General features: G+C 56.3%; 30 protein-coding genes. 7 read left to right on the top strand and 23 right to left on the bottom strand.

Features of this window, described 5'->3' with window-relative positions; genetic code table 11:
• Nucleotides 1-3: 3 nt before the first annotated feature.
• The 6 genes from G7K71_RS06310 to G7K71_RS06335 all read right to left on the bottom strand — a co-directional run bounded on the left by G7K71_RS06310 (nt 4) and on the right by G7K71_RS06335 (nt 8,649).
• A complete protein-coding gene (locus G7K71_RS06310) occupies nt 4-3,219 on the bottom strand; it encodes a DUF1156 domain-containing protein (RefSeq protein ID WP_166344330.1) in 3,216 nt (1,071 codons plus the stop codon).
• A 17-nt stretch (nt 3,220-3,236) separates the two neighbouring features.
• Nucleotides 3,237-3,848 carry a hypothetical protein gene (locus G7K71_RS06315; RefSeq protein WP_166344332.1) on the bottom strand — a complete coding sequence of 204 codons (612 nt, stop codon included), beginning with the start codon at nt 3,846-3,848 and terminating at the stop codon, nt 3,237-3,239.
• Between the two features lie 15 nt (nt 3,849-3,863).
• Nucleotides 3,864-7,085, bottom strand: a complete 3,222-nt coding sequence (locus tag G7K71_RS06320) for an ATP-binding protein (RefSeq protein ID WP_166344334.1) — start codon at nt 7,083-7,085, stop codon at nt 3,864-3,866.
• Nucleotides 7,086-7,200: 115 nt separating this feature from the next.
• Nucleotides 7,201-7,590 (bottom strand): type II toxin-antitoxin system VapC family toxin, encoded by a 390-nt coding sequence (locus tag G7K71_RS06325; protein WP_166344336.1) that lies wholly within the window; start codon nt 7,588-7,590, stop codon nt 7,201-7,203.
• Complete coding sequence (locus G7K71_RS06330) at nt 7,580-7,855, bottom strand: hypothetical protein (RefSeq protein ID WP_073162468.1); 276 nt, start codon at nt 7,853-7,855, stop codon at nt 7,580-7,582. The genes G7K71_RS06325 and G7K71_RS06330 overlap by 11 nt, the downstream gene beginning before the upstream one ends.
• Nucleotides 7,856-8,070: 215 nt before the next feature.
• Nucleotides 8,071-8,649, bottom strand: coding sequence for a Uma2 family endonuclease (locus G7K71_RS06335; protein WP_166344338.1), 579 nt, complete (start codon nt 8,647-8,649; stop codon nt 8,071-8,073).
• A gap of 170 nt (nt 8,650-8,819) precedes the next feature.
• Between G7K71_RS06335 and G7K71_RS19810 the strand changes: the two genes are divergently transcribed.
• Both G7K71_RS19810 and G7K71_RS06345 read left to right on the top strand, forming a co-directional pair.
• Nucleotides 8,820-9,761, top strand: coding sequence for a flagellar hook-length control protein FliK (locus tag G7K71_RS19810; RefSeq protein WP_166344340.1), 942 nt, complete (start codon nt 8,820-8,822; stop codon nt 9,759-9,761).
• Nucleotides 9,762-9,781: 20 nt separating this feature from the next.
• A complete protein-coding gene (locus tag G7K71_RS06345) occupies nt 9,782-10,057 on the top strand; it encodes an EscU/YscU/HrcU family type III secretion system export apparatus switch protein (protein WP_166344342.1) in 276 nt (91 codons plus the stop codon).
• A 336-nt stretch (nt 10,058-10,393) separates the two neighbouring features.
• Here the strand turns inward: G7K71_RS06345 and G7K71_RS06355 are convergent, their stop codons facing one another.
• Nucleotides 10,394-10,813, bottom strand: coding sequence for an exoribonuclease R (locus tag G7K71_RS06355; RefSeq protein ID WP_166344346.1), 420 nt, complete (start codon nt 10,811-10,813; stop codon nt 10,394-10,396).
• Between the two features lie 223 nt (nt 10,814-11,036).
• On the opposite strand from G7K71_RS06355, the gene G7K71_RS06360 reads away from it, so the two are divergent.
• Both G7K71_RS06360 and G7K71_RS06365 read left to right on the top strand, forming a co-directional pair.
• The gene (locus G7K71_RS06360) at nt 11,037-11,573 is read left to right on the top strand and encodes a L,D-transpeptidase family protein (protein WP_166344348.1); all 537 of its coding nucleotides are present in this window, start codon (nt 11,037-11,039) and stop codon (nt 11,571-11,573) included.
• Between the two features lie 161 nt (nt 11,574-11,734).
• Entirely contained in the window at nt 11,735-12,469 is a 735-nt protein-coding gene (locus G7K71_RS06365) for a ZIP family metal transporter (RefSeq protein WP_166344350.1), read from the top strand.
• Here the strand turns inward: G7K71_RS06365 and G7K71_RS06370 are convergent.
• From G7K71_RS06370 to G7K71_RS06390, 5 genes are all read right to left on the bottom strand, one after another.
• Complete coding sequence (locus G7K71_RS06370) at nt 12,464-12,745, bottom strand: DUF4405 domain-containing protein (RefSeq protein ID WP_166344352.1); 282 nt, start codon at nt 12,743-12,745, stop codon at nt 12,464-12,466. The genes G7K71_RS06365 and G7K71_RS06370 overlap by 6 nt on opposite strands.
• 58 nt (nt 12,746-12,803) lie before the next feature.
• Nucleotides 12,804-13,316: a hypothetical protein gene (locus G7K71_RS06375; protein WP_166344354.1), complete on the bottom strand. Its 513-nt coding sequence runs from the start codon at nt 13,314-13,316 to the stop codon at nt 12,804-12,806.
• Nucleotides 13,317-13,411: 95 nt separating this feature from the next.
• Nucleotides 13,412-13,858 (bottom strand): DMT family transporter, encoded by a 447-nt coding sequence (locus G7K71_RS06380; RefSeq protein ID WP_013821247.1) that lies wholly within the window; start codon nt 13,856-13,858, stop codon nt 13,412-13,414.
• 99 nt (nt 13,859-13,957) lie between these two features.
• Nucleotides 13,958-14,179, bottom strand: a complete 222-nt coding sequence (locus G7K71_RS06385) for a heavy-metal-associated domain-containing protein (protein ID WP_166344356.1) — start codon at nt 14,177-14,179, stop codon at nt 13,958-13,960.
• A gap of 449 nt (nt 14,180-14,628) precedes the next feature.
• Entirely contained in the window at nt 14,629-15,180 is a 552-nt protein-coding gene (locus G7K71_RS06390; protein ID WP_166344358.1) for a hypothetical protein, read from the bottom strand.
• 120 nt (nt 15,181-15,300) lie between these two features.
• Between G7K71_RS06390 and G7K71_RS06395 the strand changes: the two genes are divergently transcribed.
• Both G7K71_RS06395 and G7K71_RS06400 read left to right on the top strand, forming a co-directional pair.
• On the top strand, nt 15,301-15,516 hold the full coding sequence (locus G7K71_RS06395) for a hypothetical protein (RefSeq protein ID WP_013821244.1): 216 nt from the start codon (nt 15,301-15,303) through the stop codon (nt 15,514-15,516).
• Nucleotides 15,517-15,591: 75 nt separating this feature from the next.
• Entirely contained in the window at nt 15,592-15,903 is a 312-nt protein-coding gene (locus G7K71_RS06400) for a hypothetical protein (RefSeq protein WP_013821243.1), read from the top strand.
• 39 nt (nt 15,904-15,942) lie between these two features.
• Here the strand turns inward: G7K71_RS06400 and G7K71_RS06405 are convergent, their stop codons facing one another.
• From G7K71_RS06405 to yabG, 8 genes are all read right to left on the bottom strand, one after another.
• On the bottom strand, nt 15,943-16,317 hold the full coding sequence (locus tag G7K71_RS06405) for a hypothetical protein (protein WP_166344360.1): 375 nt from the start codon (nt 16,315-16,317) through the stop codon (nt 15,943-15,945).
• A 12-nt stretch (nt 16,318-16,329) separates the two neighbouring features.
• Complete coding sequence (locus G7K71_RS06410; protein ID WP_013821241.1) at nt 16,330-16,632, bottom strand: YbaB/EbfC family nucleoid-associated protein; 303 nt, start codon at nt 16,630-16,632, stop codon at nt 16,330-16,332.
• Between the two features lie 137 nt (nt 16,633-16,769).
• Nucleotides 16,770-17,849: an SPOCS domain-containing protein gene (locus G7K71_RS06415; RefSeq protein WP_166344362.1), complete on the bottom strand. Its 1,080-nt coding sequence runs from the start codon at nt 17,847-17,849 to the stop codon at nt 16,770-16,772.
• A 32-nt stretch (nt 17,850-17,881) separates the two neighbouring features.
• Nucleotides 17,882-19,426 (bottom strand): SPOCS domain-containing protein, encoded by a 1,545-nt coding sequence (locus G7K71_RS06420; RefSeq protein WP_166344364.1) that lies wholly within the window; start codon nt 19,424-19,426, stop codon nt 17,882-17,884.
• Nucleotides 19,427-19,569: 143 nt separating this feature from the next.
• On the bottom strand, nt 19,570-20,613 hold the full coding sequence (locus tag G7K71_RS06425; RefSeq protein WP_166344366.1) for a CAP domain-containing protein: 1,044 nt from the start codon (nt 20,611-20,613) through the stop codon (nt 19,570-19,572).
• A 191-nt stretch (nt 20,614-20,804) separates the two neighbouring features.
• Nucleotides 20,805-21,197, bottom strand: coding sequence for a hypothetical protein (locus tag G7K71_RS06430; RefSeq protein WP_013821237.1), 393 nt, complete (start codon nt 21,195-21,197; stop codon nt 20,805-20,807).
• 45 nt (nt 21,198-21,242) lie between these two features.
• On the bottom strand, nt 21,243-22,247 hold the full coding sequence (locus G7K71_RS06435; protein WP_166344368.1) for a hypothetical protein: 1,005 nt from the start codon (nt 22,245-22,247) through the stop codon (nt 21,243-21,245).
• 93 nt (nt 22,248-22,340) lie between these two features.
• Nucleotides 22,341-23,210 (bottom strand): sporulation peptidase YabG, encoded by an 870-nt coding sequence (gene yabG, locus G7K71_RS06440; RefSeq protein ID WP_166344370.1) that lies wholly within the window; start codon nt 23,208-23,210, stop codon nt 22,341-22,343.
• Between the two features lie 129 nt (nt 23,211-23,339).
• Between yabG and G7K71_RS06445 the strand changes: the two genes are divergently transcribed.
• Nucleotides 23,340-24,143, top strand: a complete 804-nt coding sequence (locus G7K71_RS06445) for a glycosyltransferase family 2 protein (protein ID WP_166344372.1) — start codon at nt 23,340-23,342, stop codon at nt 24,141-24,143.
• Between the two features lie 97 nt (nt 24,144-24,240).
• Here G7K71_RS06445 and G7K71_RS06450 read toward each other — a convergent pair whose 3' ends face one another.
• From G7K71_RS06450 to rbr, 3 genes are read right to left on the bottom strand one after another with little or no spacing between them, the layout of a single operon-like run.
• On the bottom strand, nt 24,241-24,396 hold the full coding sequence (locus G7K71_RS06450) for a rubredoxin (protein ID WP_166344374.1): 156 nt from the start codon (nt 24,394-24,396) through the stop codon (nt 24,241-24,243).
• 53 nt (nt 24,397-24,449) lie between these two features.
• A complete protein-coding gene (locus G7K71_RS06455; RefSeq protein WP_166344376.1) occupies nt 24,450-24,926 on the bottom strand; it encodes a ferritin family protein in 477 nt (158 codons plus the stop codon).
• Nucleotides 24,927-24,945: 19 nt separating this feature from the next.
• On the bottom strand, nt 24,946-25,482 hold the full coding sequence (gene rbr / locus G7K71_RS06460) for a rubrerythrin (RefSeq protein ID WP_166344378.1): 537 nt from the start codon (nt 25,480-25,482) through the stop codon (nt 24,946-24,948).
• Nucleotides 25,483-25,516: the final 34 nt, after the last annotated feature.

The raw sequence follows: 25,516 nt of genomic DNA on the forward strand, positions 1-25,516 counted from the left end.
CCCTCACTTGAGGCCGAACAGGATTGCCCCGGCCTCCCTGCGCAATTCTTCGTCGGTCATTTCCGCCGCCCATACGGAGAGCAGATCCAGGATCACCTGTTCGCGCGCCGGTGCGTGCTGCGCCAGGTAAGCGCGGGCGACGGGAACGTCGCCCTCACGGTAGGCAAGAATTAAACCGTGAAGGACGTCCCACTCCGTCTGCGGATTGTCCATGCGTTTCTTGCTGCGCTCCTCCGGCCGGGCCAGGCGCAGCTTTGACCCGCAGCGGACAAGCGGCGCGTGGTAACCGGTCTCCTGCGCACTGCCGCGCCCCGTGCGGCCGCCCCGGATCTCGTCGTTGATGCCGGTCATCCGGCCGTTGACGGCATACCCGGCGGTTTTGACCTCCAGTTTAATGCCAAGCGAGCGCGAGAGGTTCAGTGCCTCGTCATAGGGAAATTCGGCCAGGCCGAAAATACCGTAGAGGGTCAGGGCCATGGCTGCTTCGGGATTCAGGTCGTCCACCTGCAAGCGCCCCTGCGTCAGGCGGGCGACCTGATACTGGGCGACCACCGCGCTGGCCTCGTTCATGGCGCGGGTGGGGCTGACCGGCTCGTCGCCGTCGAGCACCGGCCAGTGTTCGGAAAGCACACGCAGCGCCCGGCCGTAACTGGCCACCATCTCATCCACGGGGTTTAACCGCAGCCGCTCAAACTCCTGCAGGCCCTGGCGCACGGCTTCGCGCACGCGCTGGGCCACCCCCGTACCGCCGAATCCCGTCCAGGTGGCCGGCGGGCCGCCTGTTTCCCGGCGCTTACGGCAGGTAAGGAAGATGGAACTGGCGGCGGCGAGGTTGTCCATAATATGCTGTGAATGCGCGAACTCGGATTCTACCGGAAATGAAGACGTTATTGTCCAACCATTTTCAATAAGCGACCGCGTAAGCGTTTCCCAGGCTTCTTGGGTCTTATGGGTAAACATGATGGTCATGATGCCGTCGTCTTTGAGCACGCGGCGGCACTCGGCAAAAATCTCGCCCATCAGGCGCTCGTATTCCTTTTTCGCCCCGGCGGCCGACCCGTCCCGCGCCGGGTTGGCAACGGCCTCGTCCGTCTTGTTCGAAAGCCGCCGCCGGAATAATTCCGGGTAGAGGTCGTGGAGGGTGCGGCGCTGCCAGACATAGAAGTAGTCGGACAGCTCCGCATACTGAACGTTGTTGTAGTAGGGCGGGTCGATACAGACCAGATCCACCGAACGATCGGGGAGTTCCATCCGGGCAGCCGTGCCGCACCGGATGGTCACCGGCGGCGCGGCCCCGTTGAGCTTCCGGTGCAGCGGCGCCAGCAGTTCCGCCATTCCTGCGTAAGCGTCAATAACCTGCGATAGCGCCCAGGCCGCGCCCGAGTTGGGGCCGGTAAAGATCATCTCCCCAAACGTCCACTTTAAAGAAAAATCGTGCCGCCCGAATGTCCCCGAGACGATCGCGCGTTGGGGTATCCAGCGGGTTTGCTTACTGTTATAATCGACACATTTATCAATCATAAATTGAAGGTATGTAACAACTGCCCGTCCCCGCTCCTCCCCCAGCTCCCGGAGGATTTCCGGCTTGAGGCGGTTGAGCTCCTCCACCAGGATGAGGTGCCCCAGGAGCTGGCGCGGCGTGAACATGTCGCACCAGCGCGCCATGCCGTAACGCAGTGGTTCCATTGTCTTATGGCCCTTTGGAATGCTCTCGGTGGGGATGAGCCCCTGCCGCTCCCAGCCGGGCCAGCGTTCGGCCAGGCGCCTTTCGGCCTCACGCAGGGCCTCAAGATCGCGGTCGTTGGGCGGCCGGAAAAAGCGGACCTTCTCGGTCTTAATTTCACCGGCCCGCTCGCCGCTCTTGTAGCGCTCGGGCCTGCCGTGTTTATCCAGCTTCGGCTGGTAGCGCACGGCCACCACGCAGTAAAGCCGGTCCTGCCACCTGCCGTGGGGCGAGGTGCCCCGCGCCTGAGCTTTGATTTCTTCGGCGGAGATGGCCTGGCGGCAGTGGACGCACAGGCCCACGCCATCCTTCACCGTGGCGAAGTCCGGGTCCTCGCCGCTCGGCCCCCGGTTGCCCTTGAGGCGGTAGGTTTCAAACCTGACCCTGCCGCCCCGCGGCCGGCCGTCCGTGACAATGCGCACGCCCCACTTTTCGCCTTCTTTCGACAGCCAGCAGGTGTTCAGCAGGGGCGCTTCGCCGCCGCAATGGGGGCAGGTGACCTGGCGAACGTACAAATATGTGGTCGTATCCTCCCGATCATATTCAACAACTAAATCTGAACACTTGCTTAAATGCTTCTCCAGGACGCGCCGCTCGTCTGGGGGCAATGGAAACGTACGAGGGAATACGGAATAAACCCTTTCGTTTAAAGTATCCAGCAGCCTTTGCCCCCATTTCTGAATGTCGTCTGCTAATTCGACTCCGTAGCGGGCGGGATAATCAAGGGTGGCATACAAGACCACAGCGGCTACCGGGTTTAACTCATTTGCAATCACGCGATACCCAAGTCGCAGTGCCTCAAAAGGAATTGAACCGCCGCCGGCGGTAGGATCCAGTACGGTTATGTCAGGGGGCTGCCATTCCGGTTGATGAGAGTAGGCACGGGAATACCCGTAGAGATTTGGAACGCGGACACCTGCACTCTCAGCCATTTCAATTAACGCCTTGAACCACGCCGGGTCAGCTGCCACCCGCTCAACAAACAGCACATCACCCTCTACTGGTAGCGGTTCAGGAAGTGGCTTACTTAAATCCTTCCACTTTTGTATAACTGGATGCTCGTCTAGAAGAGGATTCTTACCGACGATCTCTTTGATCAGCTTCCTATGGCCTTCCCTGACCTCCTGTTCTCGTTGAAGCGCCCTCGCGACCACAGAATCTACTTTCAGTATCTCCTGTCCCAGGCTGTTTTTGTTAATACGCTCAACTAGCCTTTCCTCCAGCATCCACGGCTCCCCGTTCACCAGCGCCTGCACTTTTTCGATGCCCAGCTGGCGGAGAAACCAGTCCGGGTCCGTCCCGGCGGGCAGGAGCGAGCCGAGAACGGCGGCGCGGCTGGGAACAAGCGGGCGCCGCGCCCACCAGACGTGGAGACGGTGGGTAGGGGGCGCCTTCCCGGTATCCCGCTCCCGCTGGGTCTCCGCGCCCACCTGGTGGCAGGGGAAACCCGCCTCGATAAGGCGCATGTCCGTTCCGGACCTGTCTTGCTGCGCCATGACCCAATCTCCTCTCTCTATTCACGCAACTTTTCAAGCAGGTGAAGGATCTCCCTGTCCCCGGGCTGGCCGCCGAGCATGATCCGCATGCCCGACCTGGCCCAGCGGCTGGCCGCCCCGCCGTACTGGGTCGCCCGGGTCAACCAGTAGACCGCTTCCTCGCGGCTGAAGCGCTGCACGCGCCAGGCGATAAGCTCAACCCGGTCCATGTCCCTGACGCCCTCCCGGAGCTTGAAGATGAGCGCTAGCTTGGCGCCCGCCTCCTCGTCAAGGGGCAGGTTGCCCCGGAAAGTGATGCCCCCGTTGCCAAAATACCGCTGGAGTTCGAGCGGGATCCCGGCATGATCGCAGACGCGGCTGACAATGTTACGGATCACGGGCAGGCAGCGGCGCAGGGGCTGGCCGTAGAGCAGACCCCGGTCCTTAAGAACCGCCCTGCCCGGAACCCCGCCGTTATTTGGGGCGTCATCCGCGCCTTCGCCGCGCTCTTTGATTACCAGGACGGGCGCCGGTTTGTCCTTATATTCGGTTACCCTCAGGACCCAGGGGGCGCTCTTCAGCAGGGGCTGGATGCGGTGCTGCAGGTCATGCCACAGGTCCCGGCTGGTGTTTGACTTACGGTTTGCCATTTGATCCGCCTCGCCCTATTGTTTTTTCAACTCCTGGATGAATAGGCAATCATCATCCGGATCGGCTATTTCAAGAATGGCCTCGGTTTGTTCGCCCTGCTGTACCACGCCGGCCAGCACTTCAAAAAGCTCGCCAAGAGCCTTCATGGATTCCGGGGTAACGCCGGTCAGTTGAAGCCGGATCAAGCCTCCGCCGGGAAGCTCCAGATCAATCAAATCCATACTTTCAATGGTGGAGCGGGCGCCTTTATTGTAGAGGCTGCCCAGCCGCCGGAGCAGCGGCAGCAGCTTTTGGGCTCCTTCCTTTCCTTCCAGGACAAACCTGCGGCGGCCGGCGGTCACCCATCCCCGTTCGGCCGCTTCAGCCGGCGTGATCAGGACGTCGCCGGGTAAAGGGGTGTAAAGGGCTGCGGCGGAACCGTAGATGAGGTCGGGCTTTTCCTTTTGATCCGGCGCGCCGCGAAAAACGAAAAGCTGGCCGCTCTTCACCAGCGTCACCACGGCCTCCTCCAGTTCCCGGGCGGGAACCTCCCCGTATTTCCCGGCCATGCTTTCGGCAACCTTCTCCACCGTGGAAACGCCGCCCTGGGCAACAGTATAAATCACACCCTCGCGCACTTCAACCGGGTCCACCTTCTGATTTACTGCCCAGCCGCGCTGGTTGGCCCCCTGGGGGGTGATGAGCCCGTAGTCCCCGGCAGCCAGGTCAACCCCCAGCGGAATATCATTTTCCCGGTCGTAAAATTCGGCCGGTTTCGCGCTTTCCCCGGTATCCATGCGGAAGACGCACCAGACGCCCTTCTGGACCCCGGCCCGCACGATCTGGTCGAAAACTGCGGGGCTCTCCAGCACCGGCCAGCTGCGCACGCGGTAAAAGTTTTCACGCAGCTCCTTTAAAGTTACGGCGTCGCCGTGCTCGAAGAAAAGCTTGCTCAAGTTCAGGAGGTCGGCCTGGGTTGTGCTGCTGCCGGTAAGAAGCTTGCCGTCCTTGATCAGCGCGTCACGGATCAGTTCGATAAAGGGTGCCCCGCCTTCGCCCCCGGCAGTCTTTATTTCCCTGCGCACGATATATCCCGCCGCTCCCGGGTAGTAGAAGCCCGTATAGATTCTCGAAACATCGGTAAGCAGGGCGTTCTCGCGTTCAGCGTAGCGCTTCCGAAAATCTTCATCTTCCAGGCGGCGGGGGTTCACCCCGTAGCTCTGCGGCTTCTCCATCAGGAGGCGCATGGCCATGACCTGGCGGGCAGTACCCTCAATCCGCTGCCGGGCGTCCCGGACGCGGGTGTTTTCGAAGAGCCCGTCCTGATCGTTTATCCCTCTTACCACCACGGTTTCCGGAACGAGGAGAAAGATGAGATTCTGCCGCTCCCGCGGCCTGTTCTGGCCTTTTGTGGTCACCATGGCTTCAACATCAATGGTCCCGGCAGTTAACGAAACGACCCCGAGCACGGGCCGGTCTTTGCCGTCGGGCAGGTGCTCCGGCAGCGAAACATCATGCTCTATATGGAATAAACCCGCCCCCCCGGTGACCACCTTTCGCGCCGCTGCCTCCAGCAGCTCCTCCACCTGGGCAGCTTTTAACGTCCTGCGGATTCTGGCCAGAACGCTGTTGATGGTCGGCTCTTCGCTGGCGAAATATTTCCCCTGCTCGTAACGGAGGTAAAAAGCGCTTTCGCTGATCTCTTCCAGCGCCGTGCGCACCTGCGGCGGCGTTAAGCCGGGGAAGGAAACGTCAAAACAGGCTTCGGACTCGGTGAGGCCGAAAATTCTGGAGCCCAGGCCCTCTTCGCGGCCGACCAGGCTGTGCAGGAAAACGGTCTTCCATGTATACTCATAAAGGGGGTGGCCTTCCGGATGGGGGTTGCGCCGGTCGGCCAGTTCCGCGTTGCTGTGGCCGCCCTCCAGCGTGCCCGTATCTACGCCGCCGATATCGGCGTTCAGGACAAAGAGCAGGTCCGAGCTGCCCGTGCGGCCCAGGATTTCATTAACCACCCGCTCCTCGCGCAGGTCAAGGTGGCACGCGTGGATCATGGGAACGGCCTTTTGCTTCTGCCACAGGCTGCGCACGGCCAGGGAGAGAACCCGGAGGACGCCGCGCGTTCCCTGAAAGTTCTCGGCACTGGCCAGCTTCTTATTAAGAAAATCAACGAGGGTCGGGTGGAACGGGTAGTTGGCAATCATCCGGCCCTTGAAGTCATCGCTGGAAGCCTCCTCCGGCAGCAGGGCCGCGTTCCGGCGGTACATCGCCATGTACTCCTCGGCAGTTTCCCGGGCGGCTTCCCGATCTATGCAGGCAAACAGCCGTTTGGTGAGGACGGACGAAATTTCCGCCGCCTGCACCGGCGTGACCTGGACCGCGTCACGGGCAACCACGCTGGCTACGCCTTTCACGGCCCTTTCCCCAATCCCCAGAGCATCATCCTCACCAACCTCTTCGCCGCGTACCTGGCTGATGAGCCTGGCCAGGTGCTCCGTCTGCCTGGCAAAGGCATCAGTTGTGCTGGCCAGCGTGAGCACCACCGCCATCCCCGGATGGTTGCGGGCGTAGCCGTGAAGAGCCATTAAAAAGGCGGCCAGCTGGCTGGCGCCATCGGGCCGGGCCGCTTCAAGCCGCGCCGCGTACTGGGCCAGCTCGTCCAGCAGGATGAGGACCTTACGACCGGCAAACACCCTGTCGAAATACGTTCTGCCGGGCGCGGCATGGGAGTTCGCTTCATCCTCAACCTCGCGGTAAAGGTTTTCTCCACCGATCTGGTAGGCGATCTCGCCCCAGAGGGTGTAGGGCACTAAAGCCCTGCCCTTCGGCTTATGCACCGGAATTTCATCACCCGCCACGCCAACGACGGCGATCTCGCCGGGCTCGGGGAGAAGCTCCGGGTCGAGGATGTCCCGGGTGATGCTGCGCAGCTCCTTACCTTTGTGGGCGATGTGCGTACAGGCGATCAGCGTGTGGGTCTTGCCGCCGCCAAAAGCCGTCTCCAGCCGGTGGATGGCCGGAACGGTCATATCACCCGCAATCCGGCCGAAAACTTCCGCCAGGGTCAGCCGCAAGCCCTGGGTCGGGTAAGTAGCTTCCCGGAAAAAGAGCTCCGCATTGGTATAAATACTATCGATGACACCCCGGCCGCTGCGGTAAAACTCGATGACCGGGCTGAGCGACGCCGTAAAAACCTCGGGGTTGAAAGTACCGGCCAGGATCTCGGGCCGCGGCTTGCACGCATCCAGCACTGATTTCACTTTCCAATATCCTCCCGTTCTTAGCTCCCGGTTTGCCGTACGGACTTCGTTCTTATCCCCCGGCCTGATCTTTGCAGGGTTAAGCTGGTTGCCGGGCAAAGAGTGCTATATAAAGTTAATCATGTTCAATTACAGCCAGTTCTGGCATGGGAAAGTGCCGCACGTTCTTCGTAACCAGAGTCAGGGAATTTTCCACCGCCACCGCGGCAATAATGGTATCCGAAATGCTCAGGGTGATGCCTTTTTTCCCGTATTCCCTCCGGTACAAACCGGCCCGGCGGGCCGTTTTGTATCCAACAGGATAAAAAAGCAGGGCTTCGAAAAATTCTTCTATTTTAGGCAGTTCCTCGGGCCTTGCTCCCGAAAAAACCTCGGCCACTGTAACCGGACAGCATGCCAGGGGGCCTGCTTCAACCAGTCTGTTAAGCATATCTATTGCTTCTTTTCTGCCGCGTAAAAAATCTATTAAAATCGTGGTATCCAGTAAAAAACCATTAGTGGCCAAAAATCTCCCTCCTCCGGGCTTCCGCTTCCTCCCTCAACCGGCGAACCCAGGAGGAAACATCTTCCGGCCCGGCAAAACCGGGGTAATCCTCTTTCTTGAAAACTCCGGCAGCCGACTGTAAAGCCTTCTTTTGTTTTAACCGGAGCAACTCCTTTTGCGTGGCTTCAATAATAAACTTGCTCCTCTGCCCCTGACCGACAAACCTGTCCAGCTCAAGCAGCAGGTCGACCGGAAACCGGATTGGGGTTAGTCTGGTTTTTTCCAAGCCATCACCCCCTTGTATATACCCTGTGTATATTATATAAATATATATCACTGAACACAACTGCATTTTCCTGTTCCATAAAAAACTCCTTATAATGGGAATGTGCAGGTAGTCCTGTCCAACTGTTTTCTACCTCCCATAATAAGGAGATTGAGCATGGCTTTTGTATCCACCACCAGAATCCCCTGCTTCATTTAAGCGGCCCCTCTATAAGGTCAAAAAATATTCTTCAGGCTTATTACAAGATCCGGAAATATACTCACTTTTATTTCATCGCCTTCTGTGTAAATATCCGGCCTGCCGTATCTATTATTGTCGCCCTGCACAAATACGCTGACCAGCTTTTCTTCCGGCTCCACGATCCAGTATTCTTTCACACCGGCTTTCTCATATTTATAAAACTTTTCCAGCCTGTCCTTCCTCGCCGAAGATGGCGGAGTAATCTCAACTATCATATCGGGGGCGCCTATACATCCCCGCCCGTCTAATTTGGATTGGTCGCAGACAATGCTTATGTCGGGTTCCACCACTGTTTTGATATCCTCATCGCTTTTTTCATCACCATCCGGCAGCCTTACGCAAAATGGCGCCGGGTAGACTTTACATGGCTTACCCGCCAGATAATTTGCTATCTGCCTTGAAAGTTCCATCAAGATTTCCTGGTGAATCCTGGATGGAGCGGCCTGCATATACAGCACGCCATCAATGATTTCACACCTTTCTTCTTCCGGCAATGAAGCATAATCCGCATAAGTATAATAAATTTTCGTTTGCCTTTTATGCTGAAACGGCATGGAATGCACTCCCTTTCCACAACTCTAGCGCTTGCTCAATAAGCATGATATCAATTTTCAGACATTTTGTAAACAATTGCTGGAAATAAAACGGTTTTTCATTGCCGGCCAGCAGATGATGGGCACCCCTCGCCATTGTTTATGCTAACAGGAAATGGTATAATTGACTTATGCAAATTCCGAGCATTTTCCTGAACCCCGCTGTTGAACTGCAAACGGCAACTTCCCTGCAGCCGGGGCAAATGGTGCAGGTGGAGGTCCTGAGGGCGGAAAACGGTCTCGCCACGGTGCGCATAGGCGGCCAGATCTTTACGGCCACGGGGGAGATACCTTCCCCGCCGGCTACGTTCTGGGCCCTGGTGCGTGAGGTTACCCCCGAGACCCTGCACCTGCAGCACCTCATCGGCACACCGGACCAGAACGTAGCACTGACAACCATGGCCAAAGTCCTGGGCATGCCCGCCGGCCCCGAAATCACAAAGCTGCTGCAGGAAATGGTCAAGTGGCAGCTGCCCCTGGACCGCTCCCTGGTGGAGATGCTTTTCTCTGCAGCCAGGGATCTACCTCCCCGGGAGCGGGCGGCCTTCTGGGCCGCCCGGGTGTGGCTGGAAACCCTGGATTTACGCTTTGACCCGGGCAAGGTGAAGCAGGCCCTGGACTACCTCCTGGGAAGCAAAGAAGCTACACCCCGGGGGCAGGAGGTGTTGAACCAGGCGGCACCCCTTTTCCCGGACCAGGAAATGGTGAGCTTTTTCACCTTTCGCGGGAAGGGAATGCACGGCGAGCTGTATATGGTGGACAGCCGGGCCGGTAAGAAAGGTGAGCAGGACTTCCCCCTGGCCCTGGTGGTGCGGGTGGAAACCCCGGTTCTGGGGGAAACCTGGGTTTACCTGACCCGGGGCAGGGCGGGGCTTACGGCCAGGGTGGCCGTGGCAGAAGAAAACTTCGTCTCCCTTTTTAAAAAGGCCGCCGGGGAGTTAAGGGACAGGCTGGCCGCCCTGGGGTATTCCATTGATGATATTCAGGTCACCGCACGAAAGATCTCCTGTATCTGCGAACTGCTGCGCCCCCACGAACCGCCGCCCTACCGGCCCGTAAACGCGCTGGTGTAAAAGCGAAAGGAGCTGCCGCCATGTCCCAGGATAAACCAAAGGCTGCAGCCGCCCTGGCCTACGACCCGGAAAAGGATGCCGCTCCCCGGGTGGTGGCAGCCGGGCGGGGTTATCTGGCCGGGTTAATTGAAAAGCTGGCGCGGGAAAACAATGTGCCCGTTTACCGCCATGAAGAGCTGGCCCTGACCCTCACCGGCCTGGGCGCCGGCCGGGAAATACCGCCCGGGTTATACCAGGTGGTGGCTGAGATCATTGCCTGGGTATACAGGACGGAGAAGAAATTGAACCTCTCCTGACTGAAGTTATCCGGGCTTCTATTGCTAAAAATTCAGTTATATCAGGGATTCGTTGATTTCCGGCGTTTCTCGAAAAAATAAAAAGCCCGGTTCCCCCGGACAGCTCTATAAAGACTTCCAGAATTCCTCTTCGGTTATTTTTAACTGGTATTTAAGAATCTTCCTCCACAAGTTAGCGGGAATTTCCTTTGCCGTCGCATGGCTGACCCTGGTACGCAGAACTTCACCCGTTGTCAGAACCTTTTCATAGTACCAGTGGTCGGTATTCCTTATCATGTACCAGCTGTTCTTTTCGCAATATCGTTTTAACTGGCCAAACGTCGGAGGCATGACAACTTACAACTCCAAAAGAGACTTGATATCCTGGTCGTTATTGCACAACCATACCCGCAAAATGTAAGGAAAATGGGCCTTTCGGTTAGGAGCGTTTAAAAATAGTTCAGGACGCTTCATATAGTCTTCCGCGTATATCTTTATTTCCCGAACAAGCTCCCCGACTGCTTCTTCGAAAGTCGCCGCGTTGACTGCTATTCCCAGTTCATCCAGAGCCAGAGTCACGGAGCCATCTTCTTCAGGCAGAATTTCGGGTTTAAACCTGTACGCACGCAAGATGTCCTCCTGCAGATCCCGGCGAACCAGCAACACCTCTTCTGCCTGCCGGCGCTTGATCAGCGCGGGTAAAAAACGGTGCCAGACGTTATCAAATATTTCGGTTAGAGATTTGCGTGCTGCGGTAAATTGGACTTCGGCCAGCATACCCATCTCACCTTCCGCCTCCAGCATATCAGATAATGTACATTCTGTACAACCCAGTATATGCCGGACGCGAAGAAATTATAACGACAAGAACAAATTAGACTGCCGGGAGTTGCAATTTTATAGATTTTTGGATGAAAATGTGGTCAAATCAAAATCCGCCGCCCCTTCATATCATGATGTGGAGGTGCAAATTCCGGGATTACGAGGAGGGGCGACAAATATGTCAGGCAAAGGAGTCACTGCCGGTACCCACCTGCTGGTGGAAACGGCCCTCAGGCGGCTGCATCATTTCCAGGGCGATACCCTGGTGCGCACCTACCCGGTGGCCGTGGGTAAACCGGAAACTCCCACACCCACCGGGGACTACCACGTGATAAACAAAATGATCAACCCCGGCGGGGTACTGGGTACCCGCTGGATGGGACTGGATATTCCCGGCGGTAATTACGGCATTCACGGGACAAATAACCCCGGCTCCATTGGCAAGGCCGTTTCCAACGGCTGTATCCGCATGTATAACCACCACATTGAGGAACTCTTCCCCCAGGTGCAGATCGGCACCCCTGTACGCATTGTAACGGGGGCAAACGCTGCCCAGAGCAACCCCGGGGAAACATACGTGGTCCAGCCGGGGGACACCCTGTGGCAGATTGCCCGCCGCTTTGACGTACCCCTTTCCACCCTCATTGAATTGAACGGCCTGGCCAACCCCCATGAAATTTATCCGGGGCAGGTGATCGTCATCCCGGGCCGGTAAACGGCCATTTATTTCCTCTGGTATTATCCGCCTGCCAGATTTAATATAATTTAGCAGTGGAAAACTTTGGGCGGCGCTCATCCATTCTGCCCTTCCGAAATGACAGCCGCCGCCCACATTTTAAATTATACCCCAGGAACTCGATCTGGCAGGTGAACATTTTGGTCACGGTACTGTTAATGGCCCTTTTTGCCGGTTTGAGCACCTGCCTGGGTGCAGCGCTGGTGCTGATCTGGGGCCGCCCGGGGCGGCGATCCTTTTCCTTTTTTCTGGGGCTGGCGGCGGGAGTAATGCTGGCGGTGGTGCTCCTGGATTTAATCCCGGCAGCACTGGCATACGGAAGCTTACTCCAGGCCATTCTGGGATTTGCCGCCGGCCTTTTATTGATGACTGCCCTGAACCTTATTTTTAGCCCGGAAAACCGGGCCTGTGTCCACGATTACCGGTATTTAAAAATGGGCTACCTCATTGCCGCAGGCATTGCCCTGCATGATTTGCCGGAAGGGCTGGCCATTGCCGCCGGGTTTGGCGAACCTGCCCACCTGGGCCCCCTGCTGGCCCTGGCCATCGCCCTGCACAACATCCCCGAAGGCATGGCCACCGCCGCCCCCCTGTCGGCCGGGGGGCTTGCCCCGGGGCAGGTGCTGGCCTTAAACGGCCTGGTAAGCCTGGTTACTCCTTTCGGCTGCTGGCTGGGCCTGCTGTTGATTAAGGCCTCCCCGGCTTTTCTTTCTTCCCTCCTGGCCCTGGCCGCGGGGGCCATGGCCTACATCGTTAAAGCGAAACTGCTGCCAGAATGCCTGCGCCTGCACCCGCCCATGGCCTATCTGGGACTTTTTGGGGGAATTGTCCTGGTGGCCTTTTTAAATTTAAAGGCATCTATCTTCCCGCTATAACCTTTTCCGGCCAAAAATTTGCCGGCTCATTGTTGCTATCCAGTTCCAGTGAAGGTAGATATGCAGTACCACTAACACCATAATTACTACCGCTAACCACTGGTGGATCTCCGTCCAGGTATGGCGGGCGAAAATAAAGACCGCCTCTTCGCCGCGAAATCCTCCCCGACCTCCTCCGGGAAGGATTAACCACTTCACAAGCCCGGATACGGCGAGCCCCAGTCCTGCCAGGAAAAGAAGCCACCCGAGCCAATAGTTGAGCCATGCCCGCAACAAATTTAGCCCCTCCCGTCAATCCTGTGCCCGGCCCATGATACCAACTTTGTACCCTCGTTCAGGCACCCCGGCCGGCATTACGACCAGCGCTGCCGGAACGGTTTGGCCCTACCGTCGTACGGCTGACATTTGCCTTTATTCGCTCAGCCATGATCTGCTTGCACTGGTCGGCCTGCGCTTGTGTAATCCTGCCATCCTTAAGCAGTTGGTCGATTTGAGAGCTTCGCTGGCTGACTATAAAGTTGATCAGCTGTTCCTCACTTATACCTTTTTCGGCTGCAATCTCAACCAGCGACTTGCCGGAGTGACGTGCAGTAATTAACGCAGATACATCCATTCCCAGGAACTGCGCCACCGACGTATTCATCGTGCCTGCTGTCCGCCCCAGAGCCGCACCAGCCATTATGCCTGCACCGGTGGTATTTGGTCCGGCTACCTGCACATTATACTTGCCTGCCCATGCTGGCGGACCGCCCGCAGCCATTGCTTTCCCGGCAGGTAACCCCGCCAGAAGCATCCCACTGAACAACCCCGCTGCACTTACCACTGCCATCCACTTTTTAATTTTCATGATTGGTCCCCCTTTCAGGTTAGCTTTACCAGAAATTATATCAAGCAGGATTTACGAATCTGTGACTAAAATATTACGAATTTGTTACATCTGGTTCACTTTTTTAACAAAAACCACGCTCCCCCGGCCATGAGCAGGGTGCCCACCACACGGTGCCATGTGAAGGGAAGCCTTTCCAGGCCGAACAGGCCCAGGTGATCAATTAAGCTGGCGGTGAGTACCTGCCCGATAATAATCGCCGTGGTGGCCGGCGCCACTCCCACCCTGGGAATGCTGCGCATTACCAGATAGACGATCGCAACCCCAAGGATACCACCCAGGTAGTAATACCACGGCGCCTGGGCGTAGTCGGCCAGCCGGCCGTCCCCCAGGCGAAAGCCAAACAAAAGCACTGTTACCAGAGCTAAACCCACCAGATGAACCACAAAGGTGGTTTCCAGCAAGCCGAGCACTTTGCCCAGAGCCGCATTTAAAGACCCCTGCACGGCCATGGTCACCCCGGAGAGGGCGGCAATAGCCAGGGCCAGCAACCTGACGCTCAATTAAGATCCCCTCCACCTTCATATCTTTCAGGGCGGGACCGGTGGTCCTTAAACCCGCATACTTTCAGCTCCCCTGGACCGTACCGACCGTAGCATGGTTCAACGCACGTACGGTGAGTAACCCAGGGAGTCCAGGGTGCGTTCCAGGTATTCCCGGCGAATGACCTCCGGATCATAACGCACATCCACGGTGCCATTTTCCAGGAAAACGCGCACCTCTTTCACCCCGTCGAGCTGGATCAGGTTATGTTCAATTTCTTTACTACCCTGCTCGTCCCACAACCCGCCAACCCGAAAAGTGGTCATAACGGAATTCCCCATGAAATTTCGCCCCCCTTTAGATACTGTCGAATAACTATCGGGGCGGCGGTCGTCCCCCGTCGCTCCGTGCTCCGGGCCGGACGAAACATCGGCTTGCCTCGGAGCAAACCTGGCAGCGCTGCATATGCGCCGGAAGTATACTTTTCTTATGAATAGTAACAGCCTAAGTAACCCAATCATTATATCGATACTGGTACCAGCGCGATTCGCGCTGCCGGTTTGCTAACCTCGGCAGCGCCGTGTTTCGTATCCGGCCCTCCGCAATGTCGCTCCTTAAGGGACGACCGCCGCCCATCTAATTTCTGGTTTTGCAACAGTATCCTTTAAGATACTGTCGCATAACTAACCGGGGCGGCCCAGCACTATATACACCCACGTTGTTAATGTTCTTCCCCGGGGCAAAAAATATGTGCGGCCGGCACCATGTGGAGCCGGCCGACTTATCTGGATCAGGCCCGTTTTTCTTTTTCCAGATGTGAACCCCACTTCACCACTTTCTGTTTTACTTCGCCACCCCCGGCGGGAGGAGAAGCGGAAGGAGAAACGGTTTTCTTTGCATCCATGGTTGCCGGAACTGCCGGCGGTGGCCGCCGGGGTGGTGCCCCCTGAGCACCCATCATGCTGCCCAAAAGGCTGAGCAGCACGGCCGGGTCGGGCCCCTGTCCCGGCTGCTGGTTCATCAGCGCCATCAGCAGGGCCGGGTTTAACGGTAAAGGAGGGGCATTCTGCTCCGGGGTGGGCGGTTGACCCGGCGGCGGGCCGCCCGGCATGCCGCCCATCATCTGTAAAAGGGTATTGAGCATGGGATTGGGGTCCGCCATTGCCGCCCGGGAAACTACGCCGCCCATTTGCTTATTCATCAAGCTCACGATCCCCAGCAGGTTCAAAAGCCCGAGCATCAGCATGGTGTCATCGTGGGTTGCTCCCTGTTTTGATTGATAATCCAGCAAAGAAAAAAGTATATGTTCCAGGTTATGTCCCGCTGCCTTTTCTTCGGCCATTCATTAATCCCCCTTCCTCTATCAGGTATATTCACCTCCTGCGCAAAAGTTGCTGTCACCGGATAGGCTTTTACGACGTAGTATAACTTAGAAAAAGCATTGCGAAAGGAGGAAAAGAAGGTGGCAGACCAGGCGCTCCAGCCCAATAACCCCTTCACCCTGTTTCTAATTCTTATCCTTTTGATACTTTCCACCAGGCCAAACGTGGAACAACAATTAGCCCAGCTGACTTCGCTGCTCCATGCCACCCAGCAATCAGTACAGATATTCCGCAGTGGAATGGAGACCTTTCATGCAAGTCTGGTAAACCCTTCAAGCCAGGTGGGCCGGGAATAACTTTTTTGGAAAATGGTGTCAAACTTTAAGGCAGTAAACATAGAATTGGTATAAACAGGGAAAGGAGGTTTTGTAATGCCGGAATTTTACGGTGGACAGTTTCACCCGCTTTCGATCCCCTTCTTGCTCATGTTATCCACCAGATCGGACATGGAAGACCGTTTAAGCCAGCTGGCCTCTTTTCTTGAAGCCACCCGGAATGCCCTTAAAACCATGCGCGCAGGATTGGAAGCGCTGCATGTGAGCATGATGCAGCTGGCCGAAGGGGCGAGCTCAAGCCAGCCCGCCACACTTCTGCCCGCCGACATCCCGGTAGGCCCGGAACCGGCGCCCCCGGATGAGGTGCAGTTTCCGGACGTCAAACTGCCGGAAAACAAAAACCCCTAAAAATACCTGGGGGTTCCCCACGAGGAACCCCTTTTCTATTCAAGTTTGGTCTTTAGCCGGCTTTCCCCCGGAAGAGGCGGCAGGTCCTTCATTTGAGGCCGGGGCGCTTCCTTCCGTGGAAGGTGCTGCCGGGGAACGGGGAGGGTTTAATGGACCCAGCAGGCTGCCAAGGAAATTGGCCAGCTGAGGAGGCGTTTCCCGATTGCCGGACCGGGAAGACCCGGCAACACCCTTTCCGCCGGCCTCCACTTTTGCTTCCTGCCCCTGGGTCCCGAAGCGGTATCCCATGAGATTGATCAGCCCCATCAGGTTCACCAGGCTGAGTAAAATAAGGGGATCCGTTGAGTGCCCTTTTTGTTCCAGCAACTGAAAAAGGGTTGCCTCCAGACCCTGATGTTGCCCCTTTTCCCCCATTTGACCTCCCCCCTAAAACAGTCCCGGCAGGTGGGGTAAATTTATCCCCGTCATTTTGACCACTTCGTCCTTCAGCTGCCTGCGGGCCTCGGCCAGGGCCTCGTTAAAGGTATCCCGGACCACCGCCGCCAGTTCCCCCCGGTCCATTAAAGCCGGAGCAGTGGGGCCGAAACTTACCTCCAGCACCTGCTGCAGCCCGTTCACTGTCAGGCGCAATGCCCCCTGGGGTGCCTCTTTCGTAACCACAATCCGCCGGGCTTCTTCCTGTAACTCCTGCAATTGCTGGGTCAGTTTGGGCGTGTTGAAGAACACCATTTTTCCCTCCTGTGGATACCTTTGGACAAAAAGAAAAGCTGTGGTGAACAGCTCTATTTGTCGAAAATGCAAAATAGCGCTTAATTCTTTAACTTGTTTTATATCGTTGTAGAGCCGTCATTTATTTACTCCTGTTTTCAGGCCGGAAAACCTCCGATACACTCAAAGCTGGCATCATCGATCTTGACCGTGTTGGTGTTTCCGGTAGCCGGGTTAAAGGTGAAACGAATCAGAGCAGTACGGGCACCGGCTGGGGAAACAGGTATGTTCAGGGTAAACTGCTGGTAGTTGTTATCAGGAATGTTCACGCTGCCAATGCTCTGGATGGCCCCGTCAATCTGCATACCGTTGCGGTCAAAGAAGCGCACCTCCGCCACCAGGTTGAAGGCACTGACGGGGGTAACGGGAGCAACATTTTCCCGGGCCCAGAAGGTCAGCCTGTAAGCCCTGGCGGGAGCTATACCCCGGCGCACGGTCTGGAAAATGGCCGCGGTGCTTGCGGGATTCGCGACTCCCAGTTCTGCGGCAAAACTGCCAGTGCGGGCGACGGTAGTGGGAGCGACGTTGGTCGTGGCGCCCCAGAAGATGGGCACGTTGCCCGCCCATTGTTCAAACCCCGGGTCTTCCAGCAGGTTGCCGGGAGGACAGAGTTCGGGAGACGGGCAAAGTTGCACGAAGATCTGCCGCTCTTCCACCACCTTGATCCGCACGATAATCACACCGGTCTGGTGCAGGCGGCTGGCCCGTACCAGCTCCCAGGTAATATCAAACTTGGGTTTGGGAAACTGCACCATTACATCATCTTCCCGGAGCACAGCCTGGGGCTCCTTGAGCTCAATCATCTTGGTGAAAGGAACGTTTTCGGCAAAATGTTTTACTTCGTCCCGGTTATTGACGTAGAAGATTTGCTTGTGCAATACTCCGCTGACAATAACCTTTTTTACCACGGCTACAAGTCCGACAATGTCCTTGAAATGGTTTTTCCATTCGTTATTGATCTTGGGGAACCATGTGCTGATGCTCTCGTGAATGAATACCGGCTCGGCCTCCAGGTCTTCCACCCGGGCGTCGATGTGATCCACCTTCTTGGCCAGCTCGGGCAGGGTAACGGTGCTGTCCACCAGCACCTGCACCTCTTCCTCGGCCAGTACCACCGGCACCTTGATCTTAAGGCACAATACCTCTTCCGGCTCGGTATAGACATACTCGATGGGCATTAGATTTACCTCCTTTGGGATAACATGCTAAATCAACCCTTGGCAGGGGGACAGGGAACCTTGATTACATCACCGGGCTGCAGGTTTTGCGGGTCCTTGTTCGGATTGGCTTCTTCGATAGCCTTTACAGTTGTGCCGAACTGCTGTGCAATTTTCCAGTAAGTATCACCGGGCTGGACCACATAATCAATGGTTTGACCCGGCGGGCAGACCACGGGAGGGGCGGGAGCCACGGAGACAACCACATCCCGCTGCAGCGACTCGGTCACCTTGACCGTTACCTTGAGCACCACTTCCAGGGTGACGTTTGGTCCCTCGGCATCGGCAGAAACAAACTCCACCACCGGGCGGACATCCACGTCCATGCCTTCCCGGGCACCTTTAATCTCCACAAAGGTACGGAAATTCAGCCGCCGTTCCAGGGCGTGGACGGCCTGGTCCGGCTTTTTAGCCACGTAAACCACGTGCACTTCCACAAAGCCGCGGACGATCACTTTATCATTAATAATCTTTGTTTCGGTGACCTTAACTTCCTGGACGGTAACGTCGATGATTTTCTCTACATCGGGCTTGGGGTCCGGAGTCTCAAAGGTATCCCGGAGCACCACCTGGGTGCTGTCCTCTCCCACCACATGATCAATCTTGAGCCTGGTCATGGTGGCCTGGACACCGGTGATCTTCGTAATGACATTGACCTGCCTGGGCTCGGTAACAAAGGCCGTCAGCATCAAGACCACGTCGGCCCGCAGCCGGTCGCCGTCCAGGATATCCACATCGGCACTTTCCACCTTGACATCCACCCGCACATCCATATCCGGTTCGGCCCCGGTTACCTCCACAAAATCGCTGAAGCGGAAGGTCCGGTGGAGCTGGTGGACGGGCTGGTCGGGCTCGGCAGCAACGTACAGCACCTGGATGGTCACCGTGCCGTCAATGATGACTTTATTTTTAATGATCTTCTTGTCGGTAATTTCGGCGGTGGCATCCACTTCCAGGATTTTTTCTACCGGCGGCTTTTCGTCCGGTACATTAAACTCCTCGCTGACGATAACCTGCCTGGTCCCGCTGCCTACCACATGGGCCACCTTAATGGTATCCATCTCACAGGTGGCGCCGGAGGGACACATGGTAACCACGTCCACATCCTGCATCTCCGTCACTTTGACAAAAACACTGAGGATAGCGGTCACATCAAACTGCCGGGGGTCGCCGGGACTGCGGGTGATGCTGACATCTTCCACCGAAACCCTGGCCGTGACATCCATGCCCGGCCTGGCCCCGGGAAGTTCCACAAAAGCGGTGAAGGAGAGCTGCTGGTGCATGTGGTGTACCGATTGGGAGGGTTCAAAGGCCACGTAAACAATCTGCAGGGTCAGGGTCCCCTCCACAATTGCCTTGTCCGGAACCAGTTCAATTTTCTTGATCCTTGCCGATTTATCTGTGGAAAGGATTTTTTGCACGTCGGGTTTTGGGTCGGGTACGGTGATTTTGCCGCGAACCACGACCTGTTGCGTGTCTTCGCTAACCACCTGGTTGACCCGCAACCGTTCCGTGGCCGGTGCGGCGGTTCCAACCATGGGGCATACTCCTCCTTTCAAAGAGTGGTCTATAATATATATATGAGCCGTGCCAATTAATGTGCGGAATTTTGGCAATCCCCCAGAAAAAGAAAAAATCCCCCGGTTAAATGCAAACCGGGAGATTTTCTGGATAAATCCAGTTAACCAGTGAACATCTGCACAAAAATCTTGCCGTAGCGGGGACTGGGAACCACTCCGATACCGATCTCCTTAAAATTGGCGTTTAAGATGTTGGCCCGGTGGCCAGGGGAATTCATCAAGTTTTCATGGGCAATATCCACTGTAGGTGCACCCGCCAGGTTCTCGCCGGCGTAGCGATAGGTGATGCCAAACTGGCGCATCATTTCAAAGGGCCCGCCGTAGGTGGGAGAGGTGTGGCTGAAATAGTCTTTTTCCACCATATCCTTCGCTTTGAGGCGGGCCACCTTCACCAGCTCCATGTTTACCTTTAACGGAGCCAGACCGTAACGCGCCCGCTCCTGGTTGACCAGCTGGAGCATCTGCTGCTCGTCCACCGTAAGGCCGCTTACCGGCCCGGGCTGCGGTACCGGCCGTGGATCAGGCTGCGGTTGCGCAGGTTGAGGCGCGGGCTGAGGTGCAGGTTGAGATGCAGGCCCCTGCTGTGACAACCCGCCTTGTCCACCCACCAATAGCTGCACTATATACAGCCTGGAACCCTGCCGGGCCACGCCCACTCCTATGCGGTCATATTTGGTGCCCAGTATATCCTGCTGGTAGCCTGCAGACTTAATTAAAGCCCGGTAGGCGCTGTCCACCGATTGGGCCAGAACCAGGGTTTGGGCGGCATAAGTGTAACTGATCCCTTCCGCTTTTAACAGCTGGGGCAGTGAGCCGGACAATCCGCCAAAACCCCTGTCCGCCATCTCGCCGGCCCTCTGCCGGGCCAGTTCCACCAACCGGGAATCGGTCCGGAAGGCCGGCAGGCCTTTTTTGCTCCTCTGCTGGTTAACCAGGGCCAGCATACGGCTCTCTTCCGGAGTTGGGGTTGCCTCACGGGCGCCCAGGGTGGTTTCTGGAGCGGGAACTTTTTGCCCCTCACTGCCGTCTAAATAGTTAAAACCGCAGGGGACGGCGGCTTGGGCCAGGGACGGGGAAAGAAACAGCCCCAGCAAAAACAACACACCTAAAACCACACCAGCCAGCGACTTCAAGCTTTTGTTCATGATCACACTCCTTTTCTTTTTTACGCCCTGGTTGTCCTGGCGTTTTTATCTAATCTATCAAAAATCGCCACTTTACGGCAAAAGCGCTATTTCGACGCAATCTGCCATGAAATTAGCAGTAGATCCAGATTTCATCCTTTACTGGCTGATTATACATCTTATGCGTATACTGGGGGATTTTGTTATTATTTTCAGCTGGGGGTAAAAATAACCGCTCCCAGCCCCTCGGTAACGGCCAGGCATTCCATCCCCGCTTCCCCCTTAAAAAAGACGGTCAAGATGAACAACCCCCGTCGAAAGGCTTTGCGAAAACGCCAGAACAACAATTCATCTATATTAGATAATACCTTCATGACCACCCCTTCGCCCTGCAAAAACAGGGCATAGCGGCCGTCGGTCTGGCGTGCGGTCATTATCTGAAAGGACCGGGAGCGGTCAGTCAGGGCATCGAGTTTTTTCATATAGCAGCGGGCCAGGCTCACTGCTTCCTGACGGGTATCAATCAACGGTCCAATGGCCGGGATTTTTCCCCCCAGCATTACCAGGGCAACCTCCGCACCACCCGGAAAGAAATGATCAATCACCGCCGCTTCACCTCTGGCTACGACCTTTGTTCAAGGCAACAAGCTCTAAAACTCTACCTCCAGCCGGGAGAGCACCTGTTCAATGCGGTTAAAAACCGTGTATTTATCAGAACCGGCAAATAAAAGCCCCACGGCCCGCTTTTCGCGATCCAGCACCAAGGAACCGCTATCCCCGGGCCGGGAACTCATATCGGTGACCACCTGGTCGGTAAACCAGCCCTTTTCGTCATTACCTATCTCCACTTCCAGGGTCACCCCAACAGCGGTAACGGTACCCTCGGAAATCCCGGTGGTACGACCGCTTTTCATCACTCCCTGACCTGGGTCCACCCGGGCCACACCTTCCACCTTCCCAATCTCTAAAATCTCATCGTTAATTAAACCGGGGCTGTCCGGACGGGCCACGGCGGCATCGATAATATTGCCGCCCCGGTAATGCTGGAACATTTTTAACTGGTAATGGGGCCTGACCAGGCGGACCAGCAGGTTGCCCGCCCTGACCAGAGCTTCTGCCACCGGGCATTCGGCCTCCTGGATGCTGCGCAACAGGGGCGAAAAGCGCAACAGCGTGCCAATGCGGTCCCCGGCCTGGCCGCCGTCATGGGGACCGGGTTGCAGGATGGGATCCCCTACGGCCGCCCGCCCATCCTTCCCGTCGGTGGCATTGGCCAGGATGTGGTTGTTGCTTAAAATAAGCGGCTCCCTGGTGACCCGGTCCTTCACCACCGCACCAAAGGTACCGGCGCTGATTTTATAGTGGCCGATGCTCATTCCCGGCTGCGCTGGCCGCTCTTTACCTGTACGCAGGGAAAGCAGCCTGACCTCGCCGATTTCTATGATATCGGTAGGCAATCCGTCAATGTAAGCCGGCACCTGTTGTGCGCGTACCAGGCCGCCGGACGGCACCTTTTTCTTTACAAAGATAATGAGGGCGGGGCGATTGGTGGTTTCGCCGGACACCTGTTTAAGGCCAACTCCTACGCCGGTTACATTGGGCAACCGCAAGAGCTTTTCCCGGGATTTTTTCAGGACGCGAAAATACTTTTCCATAAAAAAACCCCTCCTCAAGGTCCTTGTGCCATCATATGCAAAAGGACTGGAAGGGGTGACGCAACCTGTTAGCAGTGAGATAAGCGGTACCTATCAATAGGGTGATTTTGGCAGCCCGAGGCGGTATTTTCCCCTGGTTTCCACACCGCCGATTCCGGGAAACCCGGTTATGGTCCCGGCTATAATGTCCTTTAAAGAGATCTGATCATATATTGAGGTATAAGCAATTTTTTCCACCACAAACACCGGATCAAAAGTATGAATGAGTACCCGGTGGGGTGAACTGGCAAAGTTAGCGCCCGCCTCCAGTATGGCTTCATAGTGCGACTGGCAGGCCCCGGCAAAAATAACCAGATCATCCCGGCTTTTTTCATACAAGCGTGCTTTTTTTACCGCTTCCACAAAATAACGGGAGTTGTGGTAACCGTTCAAATCAGAAAAATTTTGAGTATCCTTTTCAATACCATCGTGACCGGTAAGCACCAGTATATCGGGGCGGTGTTTTTGCAACAGATCGGCAACCATCCCGGGCTGGTTCTCCTCATCGATGTGGTAGCCGGAAGCCGGTATGCCCAACTGCCGGTAGGTAGTGAGGCAGAGGTCCAGGTAGTCACCGTCGCCATCTATATGCAATACCGAGCCCGGAACATCAAAAGTGCCTAAATTGGAAACCACGTCGTTGCTCCGGACAAAACGCTGCCGGTCCTGTTCCCGGCGCTTAAAAATGCGTTTCATGTGTTCGTGATTTTTGGTCATAAACGAATGCCAGAAAGCAGCAACCTCGGCCGGTTCAAACTTGCGCAGGTCCTCTAAAGGCGCAGTGGCACAAAGGCGCTTATCCAGCCCTTTTAAACGGGCACTTTTTTTACCATCTTCTTTCACAGTTAACTCCACCACTTTAAAAAAGATATCGCACCCGTATGAAATCCGCCCCACTATGTCTCCAACCCTGATTCCCTCCACGGCGGCTTCCTCCTCACCTTTTTATCCCCATTTTATGTTGAAGCCTCTGGAAAGGGTGAGGATATCTGGTAACGAACGCAGTATGGTTTCATAAATTAAAAATCAGTCGGGTGAAGAGAGGAGATTGCCATGCTGGTAGCTGTGGTTCCGGTAAAAAACGAAGCCTTACGGTTGGAAACGGTTTTAAAGAATTTGCTGGCCGTACCCGTGGACCTGGTGGTCCCCGTACTCAACGGTTGTAATGACTGCTCGGAACAAATTGTCCGGGACTTCCCCTCCCAGCTGGTAAAACCGCTGGTTTTTGCCGATGCCCTGGGCATTGACATACCCCGGGCGGTGGGAGCAATCCAGGCCAAAAAGCTGGGCGCCCGGGCCGTCCTCTTTGTAGACGGGGATATGGACGGGGACATCGTTGACGTGTTGCGGGAACTGGCCACGGCGGTTACCGCCAAAGAAATGGACCTGGCCTTAACCAACTGTTACCCCGCCGAAGAACTGGCCCGGCTTTCCGACCTGGCCAGCTACCTGCTGGAAATACGTCTGGCCTTAAACCGGGAACTGGGCCTGGCCCAATTAATAGGGCCGGCCTCCCCCTCCCACGGCCCCCATGCCGTTTCCCGCAGGTTCCTTAGCCAGATACCCTTACGGGAACTGGCCGTACCTCCGGTAGCTCTGGCTCTGGCCGCCCAAAAAGGCCTGAAAATTGGGGTGGAAGCCATCATTGCCCACCGGCACCTGGGTTCCCCTTTTCGCACCGCCGTGCATGCCCGGCGCATTGCCGAAACCATTATCGGCGATTGCCTCGAGGCCATCAATCTGGCCCGTGGCCTGCCCCGGGAACGCAGCCTCAACGGTGTAACATACCTGGGCTACCACTCGGAGCGGAGGTTTGATTTGCTGGAAGCTTTCAGTTTGCGGGAAGACTTGACATAATCAAAATGAAGGACCTTTGGCCACGAAGCCACTGGCGTTCTCAAAAAAAGCGGCCTTCCGGGTGATCACTGCCCCGGAAGGCCACCATTCCTGGTATTTACGCCTCTTTTTCAAACATATCCTTGCCGACGCCGCACAGGGGGCAAGCCCAGTCATCGGGCAGCTGCTCAAAGGGTGTGCCCGGGGGGATGCCTTCAGCTCCTTCCGCAGGGTCGTATACATAACCACATACCGTGCAAACCCACCTGTCCATGTTCTCACCTCGTAAGATTTTTAACCGCAACCTCTCCCGGGGGAGGCAGGGGTTCAAGCCAGAACCTTCTTCTGCCCGGCCAGCCGGAGAATGTGTTTCTGTTCTTCGCGGATTAACTTATCCACGGCTGAACGTTCCTGCTCCGGCACCAGCTGGCGCAGCTCGTAAAAGAAAAGCAGCGAATCTTTTTCAAAGCCAATGGCCATATCCAGCGCCTTTTGGGGATCACCCGCCTGGCAGGCTATTTCCCCTGGTTTAATGTCTTTGGCAAAGACGTGAGCATCCAGCAGCACCCGCACATACTCTTCGTATTCTCCGGGATAGGTTTCCGGCGGGTTATAATTCTCCAGGCCGTCGAGCATGCGGGTAAAAAGGGCTTCGTGTTCCTTTTCCTCTGCCGCCAAAGCCAGCATTATTTCCTTTACCCGGCCGTCGGCGGCCTGTTCGGCCATGGCCCGGTAGAATTGCTGACCCTTTTGTTCAATCTGCCGGGCAAATTCCACTATTTCCCTGGCCCGAAAAAACCACATGGGGCATCCCCCTTTCAATTTAATAATTTTCACAAAGCAGCTCGAAAAAGGCCTGGGGATGGTTACATACCGGGCATACTTTCGGCGCCTCGGCACCCTCATGGATGTGTCCGCAGTTGCGGCACTTCCAGCGTACCGGCCCTTCTTTCTTGAATACGTTTCCTTCCCTCAGGTTCTGCAACAGGGCCCGGAAACGCCTTTCATGCTCCTCTTCCACCCGGGCCACGCCTTCAAAAAAGGCCGCAATCTCGGTAAAGCCCTCTTCTCTGGCCACAGCGGCAAATTCTTTGTACATGGTGGTCCATTCATAGTTCTCCCCTTGAGCGGCTGCTTCCAGGTTGGCCGCCGTATCGCCAATGCCTCCCAGGAATTTCAGGATACGCTTGGCGTGTTCCTTTTCATTATCGGCCGTTTCCTGGAAAATGGCAGCGATCTGCTCGTAGCCGGCCTTTTTGGCCTCGGAAGCAAAATACGTATACTTGTTGCGGGCCTGGGATTCCCCCGCAAAAGCAGTCCATAAATTTTTTTCCGTACGGGTACCGGCAAGCGGTTTCATGCAATCATCGTCCTCCTTTTATTTTGCACTAATT

The organism is Desulfofundulus sp. TPOSR, assembly GCF_011393055.1.
Taxonomy (GTDB): Bacteria; Bacillota; Desulfotomaculia; order Desulfotomaculales; family Desulfovirgulaceae; genus Desulfofundulus; species Desulfofundulus kuznetsovii.